Annotated in this window: 16 protein-coding genes and 1 riboswitch; of the genes, 11 read left to right on the forward strand and 5 right to left on the reverse strand. The window is 70.7% G+C overall.

Going from position 1 to position 15,986, the window contains the following annotated elements; genetic code table 11:
* Positions 1-122: 122 nt before the first annotated feature.
* Both AB8A24_RS25020 and AB8A24_RS25025 read right to left on the reverse strand, forming a co-directional pair.
* A complete protein-coding gene (locus tag AB8A24_RS25020; protein ID WP_369477716.1) occupies positions 123-1,580 on the reverse strand; it encodes a trehalose-6-phosphate synthase in 1,458 nt (485 codons plus the stop codon).
* 47 nt (positions 1,581-1,627) lie between these two features.
* Complete coding sequence (locus AB8A24_RS25025) at positions 1,628-2,605, reverse strand: glucosyl-3-phosphoglycerate synthase (RefSeq protein ID WP_328965930.1); 978 nt, start codon at positions 2,603-2,605, stop codon at positions 1,628-1,630.
* A gap of 184 nt (positions 2,606-2,789) precedes the next feature.
* Positions 2,790-2,947, forward strand: a riboswitch (SAM riboswitch).
* A 17-nt stretch (positions 2,948-2,964) separates the two neighbouring features.
* Here AB8A24_RS25025 and thrC point away from each other — a divergent pair.
* The 7 genes from thrC (at position 2,965) to AB8A24_RS25060 (ending at position 10,406) form a co-directional block, all read left to right on the forward strand.
* The gene (gene thrC / locus AB8A24_RS25030) at positions 2,965-4,239 is read left to right on the forward strand and encodes a threonine synthase (protein WP_328962766.1); all 1,275 of its coding nucleotides are present in this window, start codon (positions 2,965-2,967) and stop codon (positions 4,237-4,239) included.
* A gap of 38 nt (positions 4,240-4,277) precedes the next feature.
* On the forward strand, positions 4,278-4,556 hold the full coding sequence (locus tag AB8A24_RS25035) for a MoaD/ThiS family protein (protein ID WP_030727568.1): 279 nt from the start codon (positions 4,278-4,280) through the stop codon (positions 4,554-4,556).
* Positions 4,557-4,979: 423 nt separating this feature from the next.
* The gene (locus AB8A24_RS25040) at positions 4,980-5,186 is read left to right on the forward strand and encodes a cold-shock protein (RefSeq protein WP_030009783.1); all 207 of its coding nucleotides are present in this window, start codon (positions 4,980-4,982) and stop codon (positions 5,184-5,186) included.
* A gap of 325 nt (positions 5,187-5,511) precedes the next feature.
* Complete coding sequence (gene groL, locus AB8A24_RS25045) at positions 5,512-7,134, forward strand: chaperonin GroEL (RefSeq protein ID WP_033223630.1); 1,623 nt, start codon at positions 5,512-5,514, stop codon at positions 7,132-7,134.
* 174 nt (positions 7,135-7,308) lie between these two features.
* The gene (locus AB8A24_RS25050; protein ID WP_369477717.1) at positions 7,309-7,920 is read left to right on the forward strand and encodes a phosphoribosylanthranilate isomerase; all 612 of its coding nucleotides are present in this window, start codon (positions 7,309-7,311) and stop codon (positions 7,918-7,920) included.
* A 276-nt stretch (positions 7,921-8,196) separates the two neighbouring features.
* Positions 8,197-8,937: an SDR family oxidoreductase gene (locus tag AB8A24_RS25055; RefSeq protein ID WP_328962768.1), complete on the forward strand. Its 741-nt coding sequence runs from the start codon at positions 8,197-8,199 to the stop codon at positions 8,935-8,937.
* Between the two features lie 38 nt (positions 8,938-8,975).
* Complete coding sequence (locus tag AB8A24_RS25060) at positions 8,976-10,406, forward strand: PQQ-binding-like beta-propeller repeat protein (RefSeq protein WP_369477718.1); 1,431 nt, start codon at positions 8,976-8,978, stop codon at positions 10,404-10,406.
* Positions 10,407-10,560: 154 nt separating this feature from the next.
* On the opposite strand, the gene AB8A24_RS25065 is transcribed toward AB8A24_RS25060, so the two are convergent.
* Positions 10,561-10,938, reverse strand: coding sequence for a protease inhibitor I9 family protein (locus AB8A24_RS25065; protein WP_328962770.1), 378 nt, complete (start codon positions 10,936-10,938; stop codon positions 10,561-10,563).
* A gap of 366 nt (positions 10,939-11,304) precedes the next feature.
* On the opposite strand from AB8A24_RS25065, the gene AB8A24_RS25070 reads away from it, so the two are divergent.
* Entirely contained in the window at positions 11,305-12,522 is a 1,218-nt protein-coding gene (locus AB8A24_RS25070) for a S8 family peptidase (RefSeq protein WP_328962771.1), read from the forward strand.
* 280 nt (positions 12,523-12,802) lie between these two features.
* Positions 12,803-13,984: a S8 family peptidase gene (locus AB8A24_RS25075; RefSeq protein ID WP_328962772.1), complete on the forward strand. Its 1,182-nt coding sequence runs from the start codon at positions 12,803-12,805 to the stop codon at positions 13,982-13,984.
* 4 nt (positions 13,985-13,988) lie between these two features.
* Here the strand turns inward: AB8A24_RS25075 and AB8A24_RS25080 are convergent, their stop codons facing one another.
* Both AB8A24_RS25080 and AB8A24_RS25085 read right to left on the reverse strand, forming a co-directional pair.
* Positions 13,989-14,186, reverse strand: a complete 198-nt coding sequence (locus AB8A24_RS25080) for a DUF397 domain-containing protein (RefSeq protein ID WP_328962773.1) — start codon at positions 14,184-14,186, stop codon at positions 13,989-13,991.
* Positions 14,170-15,006: a Scr1 family TA system antitoxin-like transcriptional regulator gene (locus AB8A24_RS25085; protein ID WP_369477719.1), complete on the reverse strand. Its 837-nt coding sequence runs from the start codon at positions 15,004-15,006 to the stop codon at positions 14,170-14,172. Before AB8A24_RS25085 ends, AB8A24_RS25080 begins: the two co-directional genes overlap by 17 nt.
* 116 nt (positions 15,007-15,122) lie before the next feature.
* Between AB8A24_RS25085 and AB8A24_RS25090 the strand changes: the two genes are divergently transcribed.
* Entirely contained in the window at positions 15,123-15,344 is a 222-nt protein-coding gene (locus AB8A24_RS25090; RefSeq protein ID WP_033223642.1) for a hypothetical protein, read from the forward strand.
* Entirely contained in the window at positions 15,341-15,985 is a 645-nt protein-coding gene (locus tag AB8A24_RS25095; RefSeq protein WP_328962775.1) for a hypothetical protein, read from the forward strand. The genes AB8A24_RS25090 and AB8A24_RS25095 overlap by 4 nt, the downstream gene beginning before the upstream one ends.
* The last annotated feature ends 1 nt before the right edge of the window (position 15,986 follow it).

A 15,986-nucleotide genomic window follows, 5' to 3' on the forward strand; every position in this document is an offset into this window, starting at 1 on the left:
CGGATCCCCGCGCCTCAATCGCCGGCGAGGCTGGATTTGCGGGGCCTGGGTATTTCAGCCCCTCCGGCGTTTGAGGAGCGGGGTCTGGGGCGGAGCCCCAGCAGCGGCGCCGCAGGGAGGGCTCAGGCCAGGGCCGAGAGCTGGGCGCTGAACCAGGCCGCCGGGGGGAGGGACGTCGCCGCCGCCGCGAGGCGCTTGCAGCGTTCCGCGCGCTCCGGCACCGGCATCGCCAGCGCCTCGTGCAACGCCTCCGCCGTCTGCGTCACGTCGTACGGGTTCACCGTCAGCGCGTCCTGGCGGAGCTCCTCGTACGCCCCCGCCCCCGTGGACAGCACCAGCACGCACCCCGCCTCCGACACCACCGGGATCTCCTTCGCCACCAGGTTCATCCCGTCCCGCACCGGATTCACCAGCGCCACGTCCGCCAGCCGGTACGCGGCCAAGGACCGTTCGAAGTCGTCCTTCACCGACACCAGCACCGGCTGCCACTCCTCCGTCCCGAACTCCGCGTTGATCTCCGCCGCCAGCTCCGCCACCGCCGCCGTGTAGTCCCGGTACACCGCCAGGTCCTGCCGCGAGGGGTACGCCGACGCCAGGTGGACCACCCGGCCCCGCCACTGCGGGCGCGTGGTCAGGAGCTCCCGGTAGGCCAGCAGGCCGCGCAGGATGTTCTTCGACAGCTCGGTGCGGTCCACGCGGACGATCGTCCGCAGGCCGTCCACCTCCGCCCGCAGCTCCGCCAGCTTGGCGTTCACCTCCGGCCGGTGCGCCAGCGCCCGCAGTTCGTCCCCGTCCACGCCCAGCGGGTACGCCCGCACCCGCGTGGTGCGGGTGGGCCACGCCGAGTAGCGGTGGTGCTCCACCACCGAGCCCTCGCGCACCTCGGACCGCCCCCACGCGTCGTCGAGCCGCGCCGACCCCAGGAACTCGGCCGCCCACGCCTCGGTGTGGAAGCCGAGCACGTCCGCGCCGAGCATGCCCCACAGCAGGGTCTCGCGGACCGGGTCCGGCAGCATGGCGAGATAGCCCGGCGCGGCCCACGGGGTGTGCGTGAAGTGCGCGATCCGCAGGTCGGGACGGATCACCCGCAGCAGCCCTGGCACCAGTGCCAGGTGGTAGTCCTGCACCAGCACCTGCGCGCCCTCCGCGGCCTCCTCGGCCAGGGCCTCGGCGAAGGCCTGGTTGTAGCGCTCGTAGGACTCCCACTGCCTGCGGAACTCCGCGTCGAAGACCGGCTCGCGCGGGACGTCGTACAGGTGGTGGTGCGTGAACCACAGCACAGAGTTGGCGATGCCGTTGTACGCGTCGTCATACATCGTGGGATCGATGTCCAACATCCGGACGCCCGGTTCGGCCACGCCCCGGCGGACCGCCTCCCGGTCGGCGTCCGACAGTGCCGCGCAGATCCACAGGGCCCCTGGCCGCTCGGCGAGGGCCGCTGAGAGTCCGGAGACGAGACCGCCCCCGCCGCGCCGGGCGCTGAGCGTTCCTCCCCCAGCTACCGCTGGGTGGTGCCCCCCGTCGTCGAGGGCGTAGGAGAGGGGGCCACGGTTCGCTGCGACGAGCACCTGGGAAGCCATGCCGCCAAACCTAGCCCGGCCCGAGCCCGCTCAAACCGTACGTTCCCTCACGCCACGCGCCGCAGTGCGTACTCCTCGATGCCCGCCATCGGCGGCCGTTCCTCGGTGTCCACCGGGTACGTCCGCGGTACGAAGCCCTCCGGCCCGCGCTCGAACTGCGTGAGCTCCGGCCGTACGAGGTGCCCGCGCGAGAGTCGCACCTGGGCGGTGCGGTAGATCGCCGCGGCCATCCGGCCCAGCGCCTGCCCGTCCTGGTGGCGGTGGAGCCGTACGCCCACGTCCACCTGGGCCAGCGCGTCCAGCCCGACCGTGTGCAGCGCGTCGACCAGCAGGCCCAGCTCGACGCCGTACCCGACGGGGAACGGCAGCCGTTCCAGCAGGGAGCGGCGTACGGCGTACTCGCCGCCCAGCGGCTGGACGAAGCCGGCCAGCTGGGGCCAGTGGAGGTTGAGGAGGGGGCGGGCGACCAGCTCGGTGACCCGGCCGCCCTGGCCGGGGGTCTTGCCGGTGGCGAGCCCGTCGAATTCCGTACCGAGCGGGCGGTCGTACATCGCCTTGACGAAGTGCACGTCGGGGTCGGTCAGCAGGGGTCCGACGATCCCGGAGACGAAGGAGGCGGAGAAGTCCCGCAGGTCGGCGTCGACGAAGCAGACGATGTCCCCGTCGGTGGCCAGCAGCGAGCGCCACAGCACCTCGCCCTTGCCGGGCAGCGCCGGGACGCGGGGCAGGATGTCGTCGCGGTGCACCACCCGGGCGCCGGCCTTCGCCGCGACCTCCGCGGTGCGGTCGGAGGAGCCCGAGTCGACGACGACCAGCTCGTCGACCAGGGGGACCGGCAGTCCCTCGATCAGCTCACGCCGCACGACCTCGACGATCGCGCCGACGGTCGCCTCCTCGTCCAGCGCGGGCAGCACGACGCTGACCGTGGTCCCGGCCGCCCGTTTCCGGTCGAGCAGCTGGTCGAGCGGTCGGTCGGCGGCGGACCAGGAGCGGTCGGCCAGCCAGCGCTCCACCTCTTCCAGCACCCTCAGCACTCCCTGCGTGTCGGCGATATTCGCCCTTATGTGATCCATCTCGCGGTTCGGACGGCTGTCTCAACCGCCCGAGCCTTCGGTTACAGTCTTGAACAACGCGAAGGACCACCGCATGCCGGGGGTCCTCGTGACAAACGCCCGGGCGCGCCATAGAGCGTGTCGCCCGGTGCCATACCGCTCATCCAGAGGGGCAGAGGGACACGGCCCGTTGAAGCCCCGGCAACCCTCCAGTCGGTTCTCGCGATCGCGCATTCAGCGACGTCAGCGAGGTCCCCGGCTAGGGAAGGTGCCAATTCCGTCTCATGGCGAAGTGCGCCATGGGGAAGATGAGGAGAAAGGGCCTCGCCATCATGGCTGCACAGACTGTCGCCACCTCTGTTGATCTCGGACCTGCCACCGGCCTTTCCTGTCGCGAGTGCGGTACCCGCTTCGAGCTCGGCCCCATCTTCGCGTGCGCCGAGTGCTTCGGACCGCTGGAAGTCGCCTACGACCTTCCGACCGGTGACCCCGAGGCCCTGCGCGCCGCGATCGAGGCCGGCCCGAACAACATCTGGCGTTACGCGCCGCTGCTGCCCGTCCCCGCGGACGTGGCGTCCAAGCCCAGCCTGAACCCCGGCTTCACCAAGCTCGTGGACGCGGCCAACCTGGCCAAGGAGCTGGGCATCACCGGCAAGCTCTACGTCAAGGACGACTCCGGCAACCCGACGCACTCCTTCAAGGACCGCGTCGTGGCGATCGCCGTCGAGGCCGCCCGTGCCTTCGGCTTCACCACCCTGTCCTGCTCCTCGACCGGCAACCTGGCCGGCGCCGTCGGCGCCGCGGCCGCCCGGGCCGGCTTCCGCTCCTGCGTGTTCATCCCGCACGACCTGGAGCAGGGCAAGGTCGTCATGGCCGGTGTGTACGGCGGCGATCTGGTCGGCATCGAGGGCAACTACGACGACGTCAACCGCTTCTGCTCCGAGCTCATCGGTGACCCGCTGGGCGAGGGCTGGGGCTTCGTCAACGTCAACCTGCGCCCGTACTACGGCGAGGGCTCCAAGACGCTCGCGTACGAGATCTGCGAGCAGCTCGGCTGGCAGCTGCCCGACCAGATCGTCATCCCGATCGCGTCCGGCTCGCAGCTGACGAAGATCGACAAGGGTCTGCAGGAGCTCATCAAGCTCGGCCTCGTCGAGGACAAGCCGTACAAGATCTTCGGCGCCCAGGCCGAGGGCTGCTCCCCGGTGTCCACCGCCTTCAAGGCCGGTCACGACGTGGTCCGCCCGCAGAAGCCGAACACCATCGCCAAGTCCCTCGCGATCGGCAACCCGGCGGACGGCCCGTACGTCCTGGACATCGCCCGGCGCACCGGCGGCTTCGTCGAGGACGTCAACGACGAGCAGGTCGTCGAGGCCATCAAGATCCTCGCCCAGACCGAGGGCATCTTCGCCGAGACCGCGGGCGGCGTGACCGTCGGCGTGACGAAGAAGCTCGTCGACAACGGGCAGCTCGACCCGACGCTGACCACCGTCGTCCTCAACACCGGTGACGGCCTCAAGACCCTGGAGGCGGTGGCCGCGGACAGCGGACAGACCGCCACCATCCGCCCGAGCCTGGACGCGTTCCGCGCCGCCGGCCTGGTCTGACCCTTTCTCCTCCGCCCTACCGGAAAGGCAGTAGCGCCATGAGCGTCAACGTCCGCATCCCCACCATCCTGCGCACCTACACCGGCGGCGTCGCCGAGGTCCCGGCCGAGGGTGCGACCCTCGCCGAGGTCATCGAGTCCCTGGAGAAGAGCCACCCGGGAATCGCCGCGCGCGTCCTGGACGACCAGGGCAAGCTGCGCCGCTTCGTGAACGTCTACGTCAACGACGACGACGTGCGCTTCGAGGGCGGGCTGCAGGCGGCGACGCCCGACGGCGCCGGCGTCTCGATCATCCCGGCCGTCGCCGGCGGTTGCTGATCCCGGGATCCCCCGGTTCCTCCTGGTCGTCTCCCAGGTGACACGCGCAAACCGAAATTGCCCCCTCCGCTAAAAGCGGAGGGGGCAATTCTGCTTGATTGGGCACGGTAGGGTTGGGGAAGTCCCCTCCGCTGTTCTTGCCCGCCGCATATGAACGGGCCGCGTGAGGGTCGACATCGGGCCAACATGCGAGTGCGGTATGGGGCTTTGGCGAGATATGTCAGGCCCGAGTTGCCCGGGAGTATGGCAAATTTTCACTCTATTTCAATGTTTCTCTGTGTCCAGAATTCTCATCGGATTGACCTGTTGCAGACAGCATCCGCGCAGATACATTCAGCCTCGGTCGACGCGTTCCGACGCAAGTTCTGACCCGGGATCGTGAAGTGCGTTCCTGCGCAAGGGCCAGTAATAGGGGAGTTAGGCATGGCTCAGGGCACCGTCAAGTGGTTCAACGCGGAGAAGGGCTACGGCTTCATCGCGGTCGACGGTGGTGCGGATGTGTTCGTCCACTACAGCGCCATCCAGATGGACGGGTACCGCACCCTTGAAGAGGGTCAGCGGGTCGAGTTCGAGATCTCGCAGGGCCAGAAGGGTCCGCAGGCGGACATGGTCAAGCTCGCACTCGGCTAGTCCTGGAGCGATCGACCACCGACGCACAGTCTTCGGCGAAGACCTGGAACACCACGAGGGGCCCACATCCTGGACACGGGATGGGGGCCCCTCGTGCGTAGGCCCGGTAGTGGCGGGGTCTTGCCCCAAGCCGCTTGCACTCGGGGGGGTCGAGTGCTAATCATTGGCGTTAGCACTCTCCTGGTGAGAGTGCTACTGAAACGAGGACCGGGTCGGTGAGGCCCGCAGGGTCCGGTGGGAAGGAACCGCCGGGCACGCAGGCCGTCCGTCGCGGGCGCGGGCGCGGTCCGGAGCAATCCACCGCTGTCCGGGAGGACCACTTCAGATGGCCAAGATCATTGCGTTCGACGAGGAGGCCCGCCGCGGCCTCGAGCGTGGGATGAACCAGCTCGCCGACGCCGTCAAGGTCACCCTTGGCCCCAAGGGTCGCAACGTCGTCCTTGAGAAGAAGTGGGGCGCCCCCACGATCACCAACGATGGTGTCTCCATCGCCAAGGAGATCGAGCTCGAGGACCCGTACGAGAAGATCGGCGCCGAGCTGGTCAAGGAAGTCGCCAAGAAGACGGACGACGTCGCCGGCGACGGTACGACCACCGCCACCGTTCTCGCCCAGGCGCTCGTCCGCGAGGGTCTGCGCAACGTGGCCGCGGGTGCGAACCCGATGGCCCTCAAGCGCGGTATCGAGAAGGCCGTCGAGGCCGTCTCCGCCGCCCTGCTGGCGCAGGCCAAGGATGTCGAGACCAAGGAGCAGATCGCTTCGACGGCCTCCATCTCCGCCGCCGACACCCAGATCGGCGAGCTCATCGCCGAGGCCATGGACAAGGTCGGCAAGGAAGGCGTCATCACCGTCGAGGAGTCCCAGACCTTCGGTCTGGAGCTGGAGCTCACCGAGGGTATGCGCTTCGACAAGGGCTACATCTCGGCGTACTTCGCCACCGACATGGAGCGCATGGAGTCGTCCCTCGACGACCCGTACATCCTGATCGTCAACTCCAAGATCGGCTCGGTCAAGGACCTGCTGCCGCTCCTGGAGAAGGTCATGCAGTCCGGCAAGCCGCTGCTGATCATCGCCGAGGACGTCGAGGGCGAGGCGCTCTCCACCCTCGTCGTCAACAAGATCCGTGGCACCTTCAAGTCCGTCGCCGTCAAGGCCCCGGGCTTCGGTGACCGCCGCAAGGCCATGCTCGGTGACATCGCCATCCTCACGGGCGGCACGGTCATCTCCGAGGAGGTCGGCCTCAAGCTGGAGAACGCCGGTCTCGACCTGCTCGGCCGCGCCCGCAAGGTCGTCATCACCAAGGACGAGACCACCATCGTCGACGGTGCCGGTGACAGCGACCAGGTCGCCGGTCGCGTGAACCAGATCCGCGCCGAGATCGAGAACTCCGACTCGGACTACGACCGCGAGAAGCTCCAGGAGCGCCTCGCGAAGCTGGCCGGCGGCGTGGCCGTCATCAAGGCCGGTGCCGCGACCGAGGTCGAGCTCAAGGAGCGCAAGCACCGCATCGAGGACGCCGTTCGCAACGCGAAGGCGGCCGTCGAGGAGGGCATCGTCGCCGGTGGTGGCGTGGCCCTGCTGCAGGCCTCCGCGGTCTTCGAGAAGCTGGAGCTCGAGGGTGACGAGGCGACCGGCGCCAACGCCGTGAAGCTCGCGCTGGAGGCCCCGCTCAAGCAGATCGCCGTCAACGGTGGTCTCGAGGGTGGCGTCGTCGTCGAGAAGGTGCGCAACCTCCCGATCGGTCACGGCCTGAACGCCGCGACCGGCGAGTACGTCGACATGATCGCCGAGGGCATCATCGACCCGGCGAAGGTCACGCGCTCCGCGCTGCAGAACGCCGCGTCGATCGCCGCGCTGTTCCTGACGACCGAGGCCGTCATCGCCGACAAGCCCGAGAAGGCCGGTGCCCCCGCGGGCGGCGGCATGCCGGGTGGTGACATGGACTTCTGATCGACCCCGGCTCCGGCCACTGGTTGATCGGCTGTTCTCGAACGAGGGCGGCACCCCGGAAGGGGTGCCGCCCTCGGGCGTTTCCGGGACGAGGCCCCAGGCGGCGCCGGGGCGCCGTGACCGGCCTGTGGGACGTGCCACCCGTGGGGGCGGCGGGTTTGGTTGACTGGTCGCATGACCGATGCGGCGGGCGTGTTCATCAAGATCTGCGGGCTGCGGACCGCGCACGACGTCGACGTGGCCGTGGCCGCCGGGGCCGATGCCGTCGGGTTCGTCTTCGCGCCCGGGAGTCCGCGGACCGTCGACGCGGCCACCGCGCGGGAGCTCGCCGCGCGGGTGCCGGACGGGGTGCTGACCGTCGGGGTGTTCCGGCGGCAGGCGGTCGCGGAGGTGCGCCGGTTCACCGAGGAGAGCGGGGTGCGCGGGGTGCAGCTGCACGGCGAGGAGGGCCCCGAGGACTTCGAGGCGCTGCGCGCCGACGGCCGGACCTTGCTGCGGGCCACCGCCGAGCACGTGAAGCGCTGCGGCGAGTACGGCGAGGACCTGCTGCTGCTGGACGCGCCCGACCCGGGCTCCGGCAAGCCGTGGAACTGGGGCGCGGCGGACTTCACCGCACCCGAGGGGCGGTGGCTGCTCGCCGGCGGACTGAACCCGGGCAATGTGCGGGCGGCGCTCGCGGCCACCGGGGCCTGGGGCGCGGACGTGTCCAGCGGGGTGGAGCGGGAGCGCGGCGTGAAGTCGCCGGAGCTGATCCAAGCCTTCATCGAGGCCGCCCGAGCGCGCTGACCGGCGGAACACGGCCCCCTGCGGCAGGGGTCAGTCGCCGACGCGGACGGGAGTCGGGCGGCCGGCCAGCAGGGCGACGAGGGCGAAGGCCAGGCGACGGGTCCTCGTGAAGGTCATGGGGACGGTCCTCTGCGGTGTGTCGGGGGAGTGGGCTGGACTCCATTGCGCCTCGCGCGGGTACCCACGTCACGGCGCGAACATTCGGGGCTTGACGGACCGGCGCACCGTGTTAGGTTAATTCTGTAGTGATCGTTACGGAATCTCACGGGGGACTTCATGAGCAGGACAGCGCTGGTCACGGGCGGCAGCCGGGGCATCGGCCGGGCCATCGCCGAGCGGCTCGCCGCCGACGGCGTCACGGTGGTGCTCACGTACGCGAGCGACGAGGCGGCCGCCCTCGAGAGCGCCCGGCGGATCGCCGAGGACGGCGGCCGGGCCTTCACCCTGCGGGCGGAGCTCGGCAGCCCCGGCTCCGCCGCCGCGCTCTGGGCGGCGTACGACGAGCTGGGGCTGGACGGGGTCGACATCATCGTCAACAACGCGGGTATCGGACTGCCCATTCCACTCGGCGAGATCACCGAGGAGGACTTCGACCGCGTCTTCGCGGTGAACGTGCGGGCGCCGTTCTTCGTGGTGCAGGAGGCACTCGGGCGGCTGCGCGACGGGGGCCGGATCATCAACATCTCCAGCGGCGCCGCCCGCATCGCGATGCCCGAGATCCTCGCCTACGGGGCCACCAAGGGCGCGCTCGACACCCTGACGCTGAACCTCGCCAAGGCCCTCGGCGCCCGCGGCATCACCGTGAACTCGGTCGCCCCCGGCATCGTCGACACCGACGTCAACGCCGGCTGGCTGCGCGGCAACGCCGAGGCCGAGGCGCACGCCGCCTCCCTCTCCGCGCTCGGCCGCGTCGGCCGCCCCGAGGACATCGCGGACGTCGTCGGTTTCCTCGCCTCCGACGCCGCTCGCTGGGTGACCGGGCGTGTGGTCGACGCCACCGGAGGCTCCGCGCTCTGAGTTCCGAGCCCCCGGTTAGGCTGCGGTCGGAGGGGATCATGGACATGGAACGACCGCGGCCCGCACGACTCTTGGGCCACCTCGCATTCACCGCGGCCGCCGCGTTCGCCGCGGTGGCGGCGCTGTACCTGATCCTTCTGGCGAAGCTGGTGTTCACCGACGGCCCCGGCCGCGTGTGCGGGATCGACAGCTGCCCGCGCGGCACGGGCGCCCTCGCGCTCCTCGCCCCGCTGTGCGCCGCCGCCGCGTGGCTGCTGTGGCGGACGCCGAGGAAACGCGGCCACGGCCGCGCCCCGGTGCACGTCCGGGTGATCGCCGTCTGCGTGGGGCTGGCCGCGGCGGTCCCCGGCTGGCTGGGCTTCGAGTACGCGCGCGGCCCGCACATGGACCTGTCCGGATGGCAGGAGGCCGTGCATCCGGCGGCCGCTCCGGTCGGCGTCTGGGCGCCCGCGCGCGGAATGCTCGTACGGGCCCGGACCGACGGCCTCGTCGCCTACAACGGGGAGGGCCGCAAGGGCTGGCGGCTGCCCGCCCCGGAGCGTACGCCGCTCTGCGCGCTCAGCCGGACGACCCCGTCGGGCATCGGCCTCCTCACCTACGGGGAGAGCCCGGGGGCGTGCGGCTCGCAGGTCGTCGCCGTGGACCTGGCCGACGGCCATGTCGAGTGGACCCGGGACGCCGGCCGGGCGCTGGTGGCCGCGGCCGGCGCGAGCGCCGTCGTGGCCGACCGCGACGCGGTGACCGGCCTCGACCTGCGCAGCGGCACGGAGCGCTGGCGGGTCCCGATACCCGCCGACTGCACGGTGAAGGCCGTGGACGGCTCGGATCAACACGCCCTGTACGTGGAGGAGTGCGGCGACTCGGCCCGGATCACGGCCGTCGACTCCCGTACGGGAACCCGCGCCTGGCAGACCGCGCTGCCCACGGCGAGTCGGCTGCGCGAGGTGCGGGTGCTGTCCGCCGTCCCGCCCGTCGTACGCGTCACGGAGACGGCCGAACGCGGCATGGACGCGGTGCTGCTGTTCGACGCCGGGGGCCGGCTGCGCGGCTTCGTACCGGCCTCGGGTCCGGCCGGGGACCTGCTCTCCGAGCCGTCCCCGGTGCTGACCGGCGACCTGATGATCACCCCGGTGAAGGAGGGCAAGAAGAACGGCGTGTCCGCCTACTCCCTCACCGACGGCCGTCGCGTCTGGCACGCGGGCGTCGGCGACGAGGTCGTGCGCGGGCTGGCCCCGACCGGCCCGGACGAGGTCGGCGTGGTGACCGCCGACCGTTGGCGGACGTACCTCTCCCACCACGGCCTGGCCGACGGCAGGCGCCGGGCGCAGCCCACGGTCCTGCGCGACCTGCCGCTGGGCGAGCGGTTCACCTTCTACCCCGGCCCGCCCGGCTCGTACGTCTTCGTCAACCTGGACCGCAAGGGCCTGCTCCCGCCGACCTTCGACATCGACCCGGTCTTCGGCTGGTGACGGCGGCCGGCCGGGGTCAGGACCCGGCCGCGCGGAAGCGGGCGAGGAGCTCCTGGGCGGCGCCCTGCCCTCCGGGACCTCGTGGCAGCCGGAGCCGACGGTCAGGATCGGCTTCGCAACCCGTCACCGGGATCCGGCGCGATCCGACCCTCGTTCACCTGCCTCCGAACCCCCACCCCCAGTGTTCGTCGTGGCCGGGGGCGTTGTCGCCACTCGCCGAGCCGTCCTCTTCCACGGACTCGACGTCCGGCATCGCGCGCAGGGCCGCGACCTGCTCGGGGCTCAGCCGTGCCGCGAAGCCGTGCAGGACGGTGCGATAGACGTGCAGGGGGGTGGCGCCGACCCGGTCCGCCACTTCGGTCGGGTCGCTGTTCTCCCGGACGGTGACGATGTACGTGGCGTGATCGGCGGCGGGAGCGGTGTGCGGTACGGGCTCCGGCACGGCGGCGGTGGCCGCGCATGCCGGCAGGGCGGCGACGGCGGCCAGTACGGCCACGGCCAGGGGCAGGGCTCGGCTCAGACGGTTGCGCATGGGGCGAGGCCACCACGGGCTGCGGTGCAGGTCAACGAGGTCCGGGGGTGTGGCGGGAGCATGGGCGGCGCACCGGCCGTGCGCCCCCCTGAGGTGGCGGCGGACCGTACGGGTGATCTTGTTCCGGGCGCCACGGGGCGTACGGGCCGGGGAACGGACCTGACGGCACAGGCGGATGATCCTTTCTGCAGTGTGCGCGTCGGGTGTGCCCGCGGGGACGGCGGACGACCGGCCGGCCGGGGGTGAGGATTCAACCCGCCGAGAGGTGGGACCGATGGAACGTCGGGCCGCCCCCGCAGGAGCACGTGGTGCCGCGGGGGCGGCTCACCCATGCCGACTTTCCGAGCACGTCAGGGAGTTCCTTCCATGCGCTTTGTCGCACGTGTGGCCACCGCCGCACTCGTCGCCCTCGCCCCGGTCGCAGCCGGTACGGCGTCCTCGTCGGCCGCCGCCCCGGAGCCGACCCCGGCGCCCCTGGTCGCCTCGGCGAACGCCGTGCCCGGCCAGTACATCGTGACCCTCGACAAGGGCGTCGACGCGGTGAAGCTGGCCAAGACGCTGGGCGTGAAGCCGACCTTCACCTACGGGACGGCGCTGAACGGGTTCGCCGTCCCGTTGACCCCGCTGCAGTTGACGATCGTCCGCAACGCGCTCGGCGTGAAGTCCGTGGAGGAGGACACGAAGGTGTCCGCCCCGTCGTCCCGGTCCCGTGACGACGGTGCCTCCACCCTTGGTGTGGCCTCGTCCTGGGGGCTGGACCGGATCGACCAGAAGACGGACTGGGACAAGGACAACGGCAAGGGCGACGGCTCCTTCACCGTCAACGGCAACGGCGCCGGGGTGACCGCCTACATCCTCGACACCGGTATCGACTACACGCACACCGAGTTCGGCTCGCGCGCCACGTTCGGCTACGACGCGATGCCCGACGCCGCCACCCAGCAGGGCCTGGACTGCAACGGCCACGGCACGCACGTCGCGGGCACCGTCGGCGGCAAGACGTACGGGGTGGCGACCAAGGTGAGCCTCGTCGGCGTCCGGGTCCTCGGCTGCGACGGCCAGGGCAGCTACGCGGGGATGATCGCGGGGCTGGACTGGGTGGCCAAGAACGCCAAGAAGCCGGCTGTGCTGAACGGCTCGCTGGGCGGCTCGCTGTCCAAGGCCCTCAACGACGCTGCCACCGCGCTCAGCGACGCGGGCGTCCTGCCGGTCCTCGCGGCGGGCAACGACGCGAAGGACGCCTGCCAGGTCTCGCCCGCGTCCGCGGATCGGGTGGTGACCGTGGCGGCGAGCAACCGCTACGAGGAGGAGACGAGCTTCTCCAACTGGGGTACGTGCGTCGAGCTCTACGCACCCGGCGAGGAGATCGTCTCGGCGAAGCTCGGCGGCGGCAGCAGGACCGAGAGCGGTACGTCCATGGCCGCCCCGCACGTCACCGGCGTGGCCGCGCTGTACTTGCAGGAGCACCCGACCGAGACGCCGGGGGCGATCGCCGAGTTCATCGAGGAGGAGACCACCAAGGACGTCCTGTCCAAGGTCAGCAAGAGCTCCCCCAACCAGCTGCTCAACACCGGCGGTCTCTGACCCGATCCGGATACGGGTGGTCAGGTCCTCGTACGAGTGAAAATTCCGAGGCTGCCCGATCGGGGCGAGGCCCCCGACGAAAGCCCGAAATGACCCTTTCTGCACCGTATGCGGAAGCCCTCCCGTCGCCGCCCCGGGATATCCGCCAGGCGGCGGCGGGCGGCTCAAGTCCTCTCCGGGTCGGACCCGATGGAGGTGAGGGCCGCGCCCGCGGAGGATTCCGGACCGCGGGGGCGGCTCCCCCACGCCGACGTACCACGCACTTCAGGGAGTTCCCTTCATGCGTCAGCTCGCAGCCCTGACCGCCGCCGCCCTCCTCGCACTGACCCCCGTCGCGGCCGGCGCGGCTTCCGCCGACACCCCGGAGCCGACCCCGGCGCCGCTCCTCACGTCTGCGGACGCCATCCCGGGCAGCTACATCGTCACCCTCGACAAGAACGTCGCCCCGGCGGCGTTCGCGAAGCGACTGGGCCTGGCGGCGAAGTTCACCTACACCAGGACGATCAACGGCTTCGCGGCGTCCCTCACGGCCGAGCAGCTGAAGTCCGTCCGCGGGGCGCACGGTGTGATGTCAGTGACGGAGGACGCGACGGTGACCGGGCCGCCGACCCCCGCGAAGGGGATCGGGACCAAGTCGCCCTCCCACTCCTGGGGCCTGGACCGCATCGACCAGCGTTTCCTGCCGCTGGACAACGACTTCAGCGCCAACCGCAGCGGCCAGGGCGTGACGGCGTACATCCTCGACAGCGGCATCGACTTCACCCACCCGGAGTTCGGCGGCCGGGCGGTCCGGGGCTTCGACGCGATCGGTGACGGCCGCAACGGCCAGGACTGCAACGGCCACGGCACGCACGTCGCGGGCACGGTCGGCGGGGAGACCTTCGGTGTGGCGCGCAAGGTGAGCCTGGTCAGCGTCCGGGTCCTCGGGTGTGACAACCGCGGTTCCTGGGCGGGCATCATCGCCGGCTTCGACTGGGTGGCCAACAACATCCGGCAGCCCGCCGTCCTGAACGCCTCCCTGGGCGGCGGCCGGCTCGAAGCGGTCAACGCGGCCGCGACCGCCGTGTCCGACCGGGGCGTGCTGCCGGTCATCGCGGCGGGCAACGACAACGTCGACGCCTGCCGCGTCTCGCCCGCGTCCGCCGCGCGCGTGGTGACGGTAGGCGCGACGAACCGCTTCGACGAGGAGACCGACTTCTCGAACTGGGGCACCTGCCTGGACCTCTACGCCCCCGGCAAGGAGATCATCTCCGCGCGTCTGGGCGGCGGCAGCGTGGCCCTGGACGGTACGTCCATGGCCGCGCCGCACGTCACGGGCGTGGCCGCGCTCTACAAGTCGGAGCACCCGAACGCGCTGCCGGCGGAGGTGACGGACTTCCTGGACGAGGTGTCCACGAAGGACATCGTCCAGAACCTCAGCGACGACGGCCCGAACAAGCTGCTGTTCACCGACGGTCTCTGATCGCTCAGAGCGCCGCGACGAAGGTCGCCCAGGCCCGTGCGTGGAACACCACGTGCGGGCCTTCGGGCTGCTTGGAGTCCCGTACTGGGACGAGGTCGGGGTGGCCGTCGGCCACTTCCAGGCAGTCGCCGCCAGTGCCGTCGCTGTAGCTGGACTTGTGCCAAATGGCCGCTGACAGTTCGTACTCAGGCGTGCTGGTCATGTTCGTAATCCTCCGCCACGGACTCGATCAAAGCCAGCGATTCGCTGGGTGACAGCGCGCCGGCCGTGAGGAGATCGTAGGTCAGCGAATGCCGTGCCACGGTTGCCGGATCGTCCAGAAGCACCCCTATGGCGTTGCCCTGGACGTACGCGAGTGGGGGAGCGTCCTCGAAGGTCATCAGCTTCAGGGTGCCGCCCATGGACGAGTGGGCGCCGGCGCTGAACGGCAGGACCTGCACGAAGATCCGGCGTGTACGGATCAGGGCTGCGATGTGACGCAGGACTTCGGCCATCACTGCTCGGCTGCCGACGACTCGTCGAAGGGCCGATTCGTCGAGTACACACCAGAACAACGGGGTTGTTGGATCGCTGAGGACGTCTGCGCGGTCCAACCGGTTCTGTACCAGTTCGGAGATGACCTCCTCAGTGGCTGTTGGCTGGTAGGCGATGAATACAGCCCGGGCGTATGCCTTCGTCTGGAGCATCCCGGGTAGCGCCAGGGGTGCGTACTCCCGGATCGTCTTCGCTTCCGCTTCTGCCTCAGCAGCTTCCGCGAAGTGGTTCGGGTACTTCGACTTGGCCAGTGCCCCGCAGTTGCGGGCGAAGAAGCCGCCGGTGGAGAGGATCTCGTCGATCTGCTTGGCGAACTCCAGGTGCATACGACGCGTGCCCGCTTCGAGCTGGCCGATGAACGACCCGCTCACGAAGAGCCGTTCGCCGAGCTCGGCCTGGCTCATGCCCGCGCGTTCGCGCGCTACGCGCAGCTCCGCGCCCAGGAGGGCGCGGGGTGAGGAGGAGGGATCGAGGTTCTTCCGTGCCATGGCAACTCCCTGAGCAACATGTGCGGTTGTTGCGGGGTCCGCACTTGAAAGGCTAGTGAGCGCGTCGCCACTCTGTGTGAAGAAGTTGGATACTCAGAGTAGAAAGGTGACATGTCATGGTGCTCTCCCCACAGGAGCGCATGCAGGCGGCCGAGGAGGCCGTCCAGCAGCTACGGGAATCGCTCGCCGGGGTCGGGGTGCTGTTCCCCTCGCTCGACGTGGAGCGGGTCTCGGCCGCCGGTACCTACGGCCTGCCGCTGGTCGACCTGGGCCGCTGCAACCTGGACACCGCGCTCCGGCTGGCCGCCGTCCTGCACGAGCGGGCGGGGGGCTCGTGAGCGAGGCCGTGGAGGCGGTGAACTTCGCCTTCGAGCTCGGCTGGAAGCTGCGCGGCCTGGAGACGGCCCTTGCCTGTGGCGCGTGGAGGCGTGGCGGCATGGGACTGTCCGTGCGCGTGCAGAGCGACGAGGGCGGCGGGGCCTGGACGGCCGTCGGGGACGACGGGGACCGGCGGGAGGCGCGGACGGCCGGCACGGCGGACGAGGCGACCTCGCTGGTACAGGAGGCCTTCGGGCTGACCGCATGGCGCCCCAAGCCACCCCCGCCGCCGGGTTGGCACCGGTTCACACTGATCCATTGCCCGGTGGGGGAGTCACCGAGCTACGAGCGCATCGAGGCGCGGCCGCCGCAGGGGTGCGTGGTCGAGTACGTCGGCGGGTACTTCGGGCTGCGCTGCGAACGACCGGGCGCGCGGCTGCTGGATGCCGTCGCCGAGACCTGCCGGGAGGTCCGGACGGAGCACGGGCTGCTCATGTCCGACCTCGGTATCGAGAAGCTGTGGGAGTGGTCGCAGGACGGTACGGACGGCTGGGGTGCGGAGATCGTGGGCCAGCTGCTGCTGATGGCCGCCGAGCGCGGGCCGAAGCTCGGCTACGAGGTCGACGACCTGGTGCGGTTCTTGCGTACTGCCGCGGGCTGAG

The organism is Streptomyces sp. BF23-19, assembly GCF_041106355.1.
GTDB classification, from domain to species: Bacteria; Actinomycetota; Actinomycetes; order Streptomycetales; family Streptomycetaceae; genus Streptomyces; species Streptomyces virginiae_A.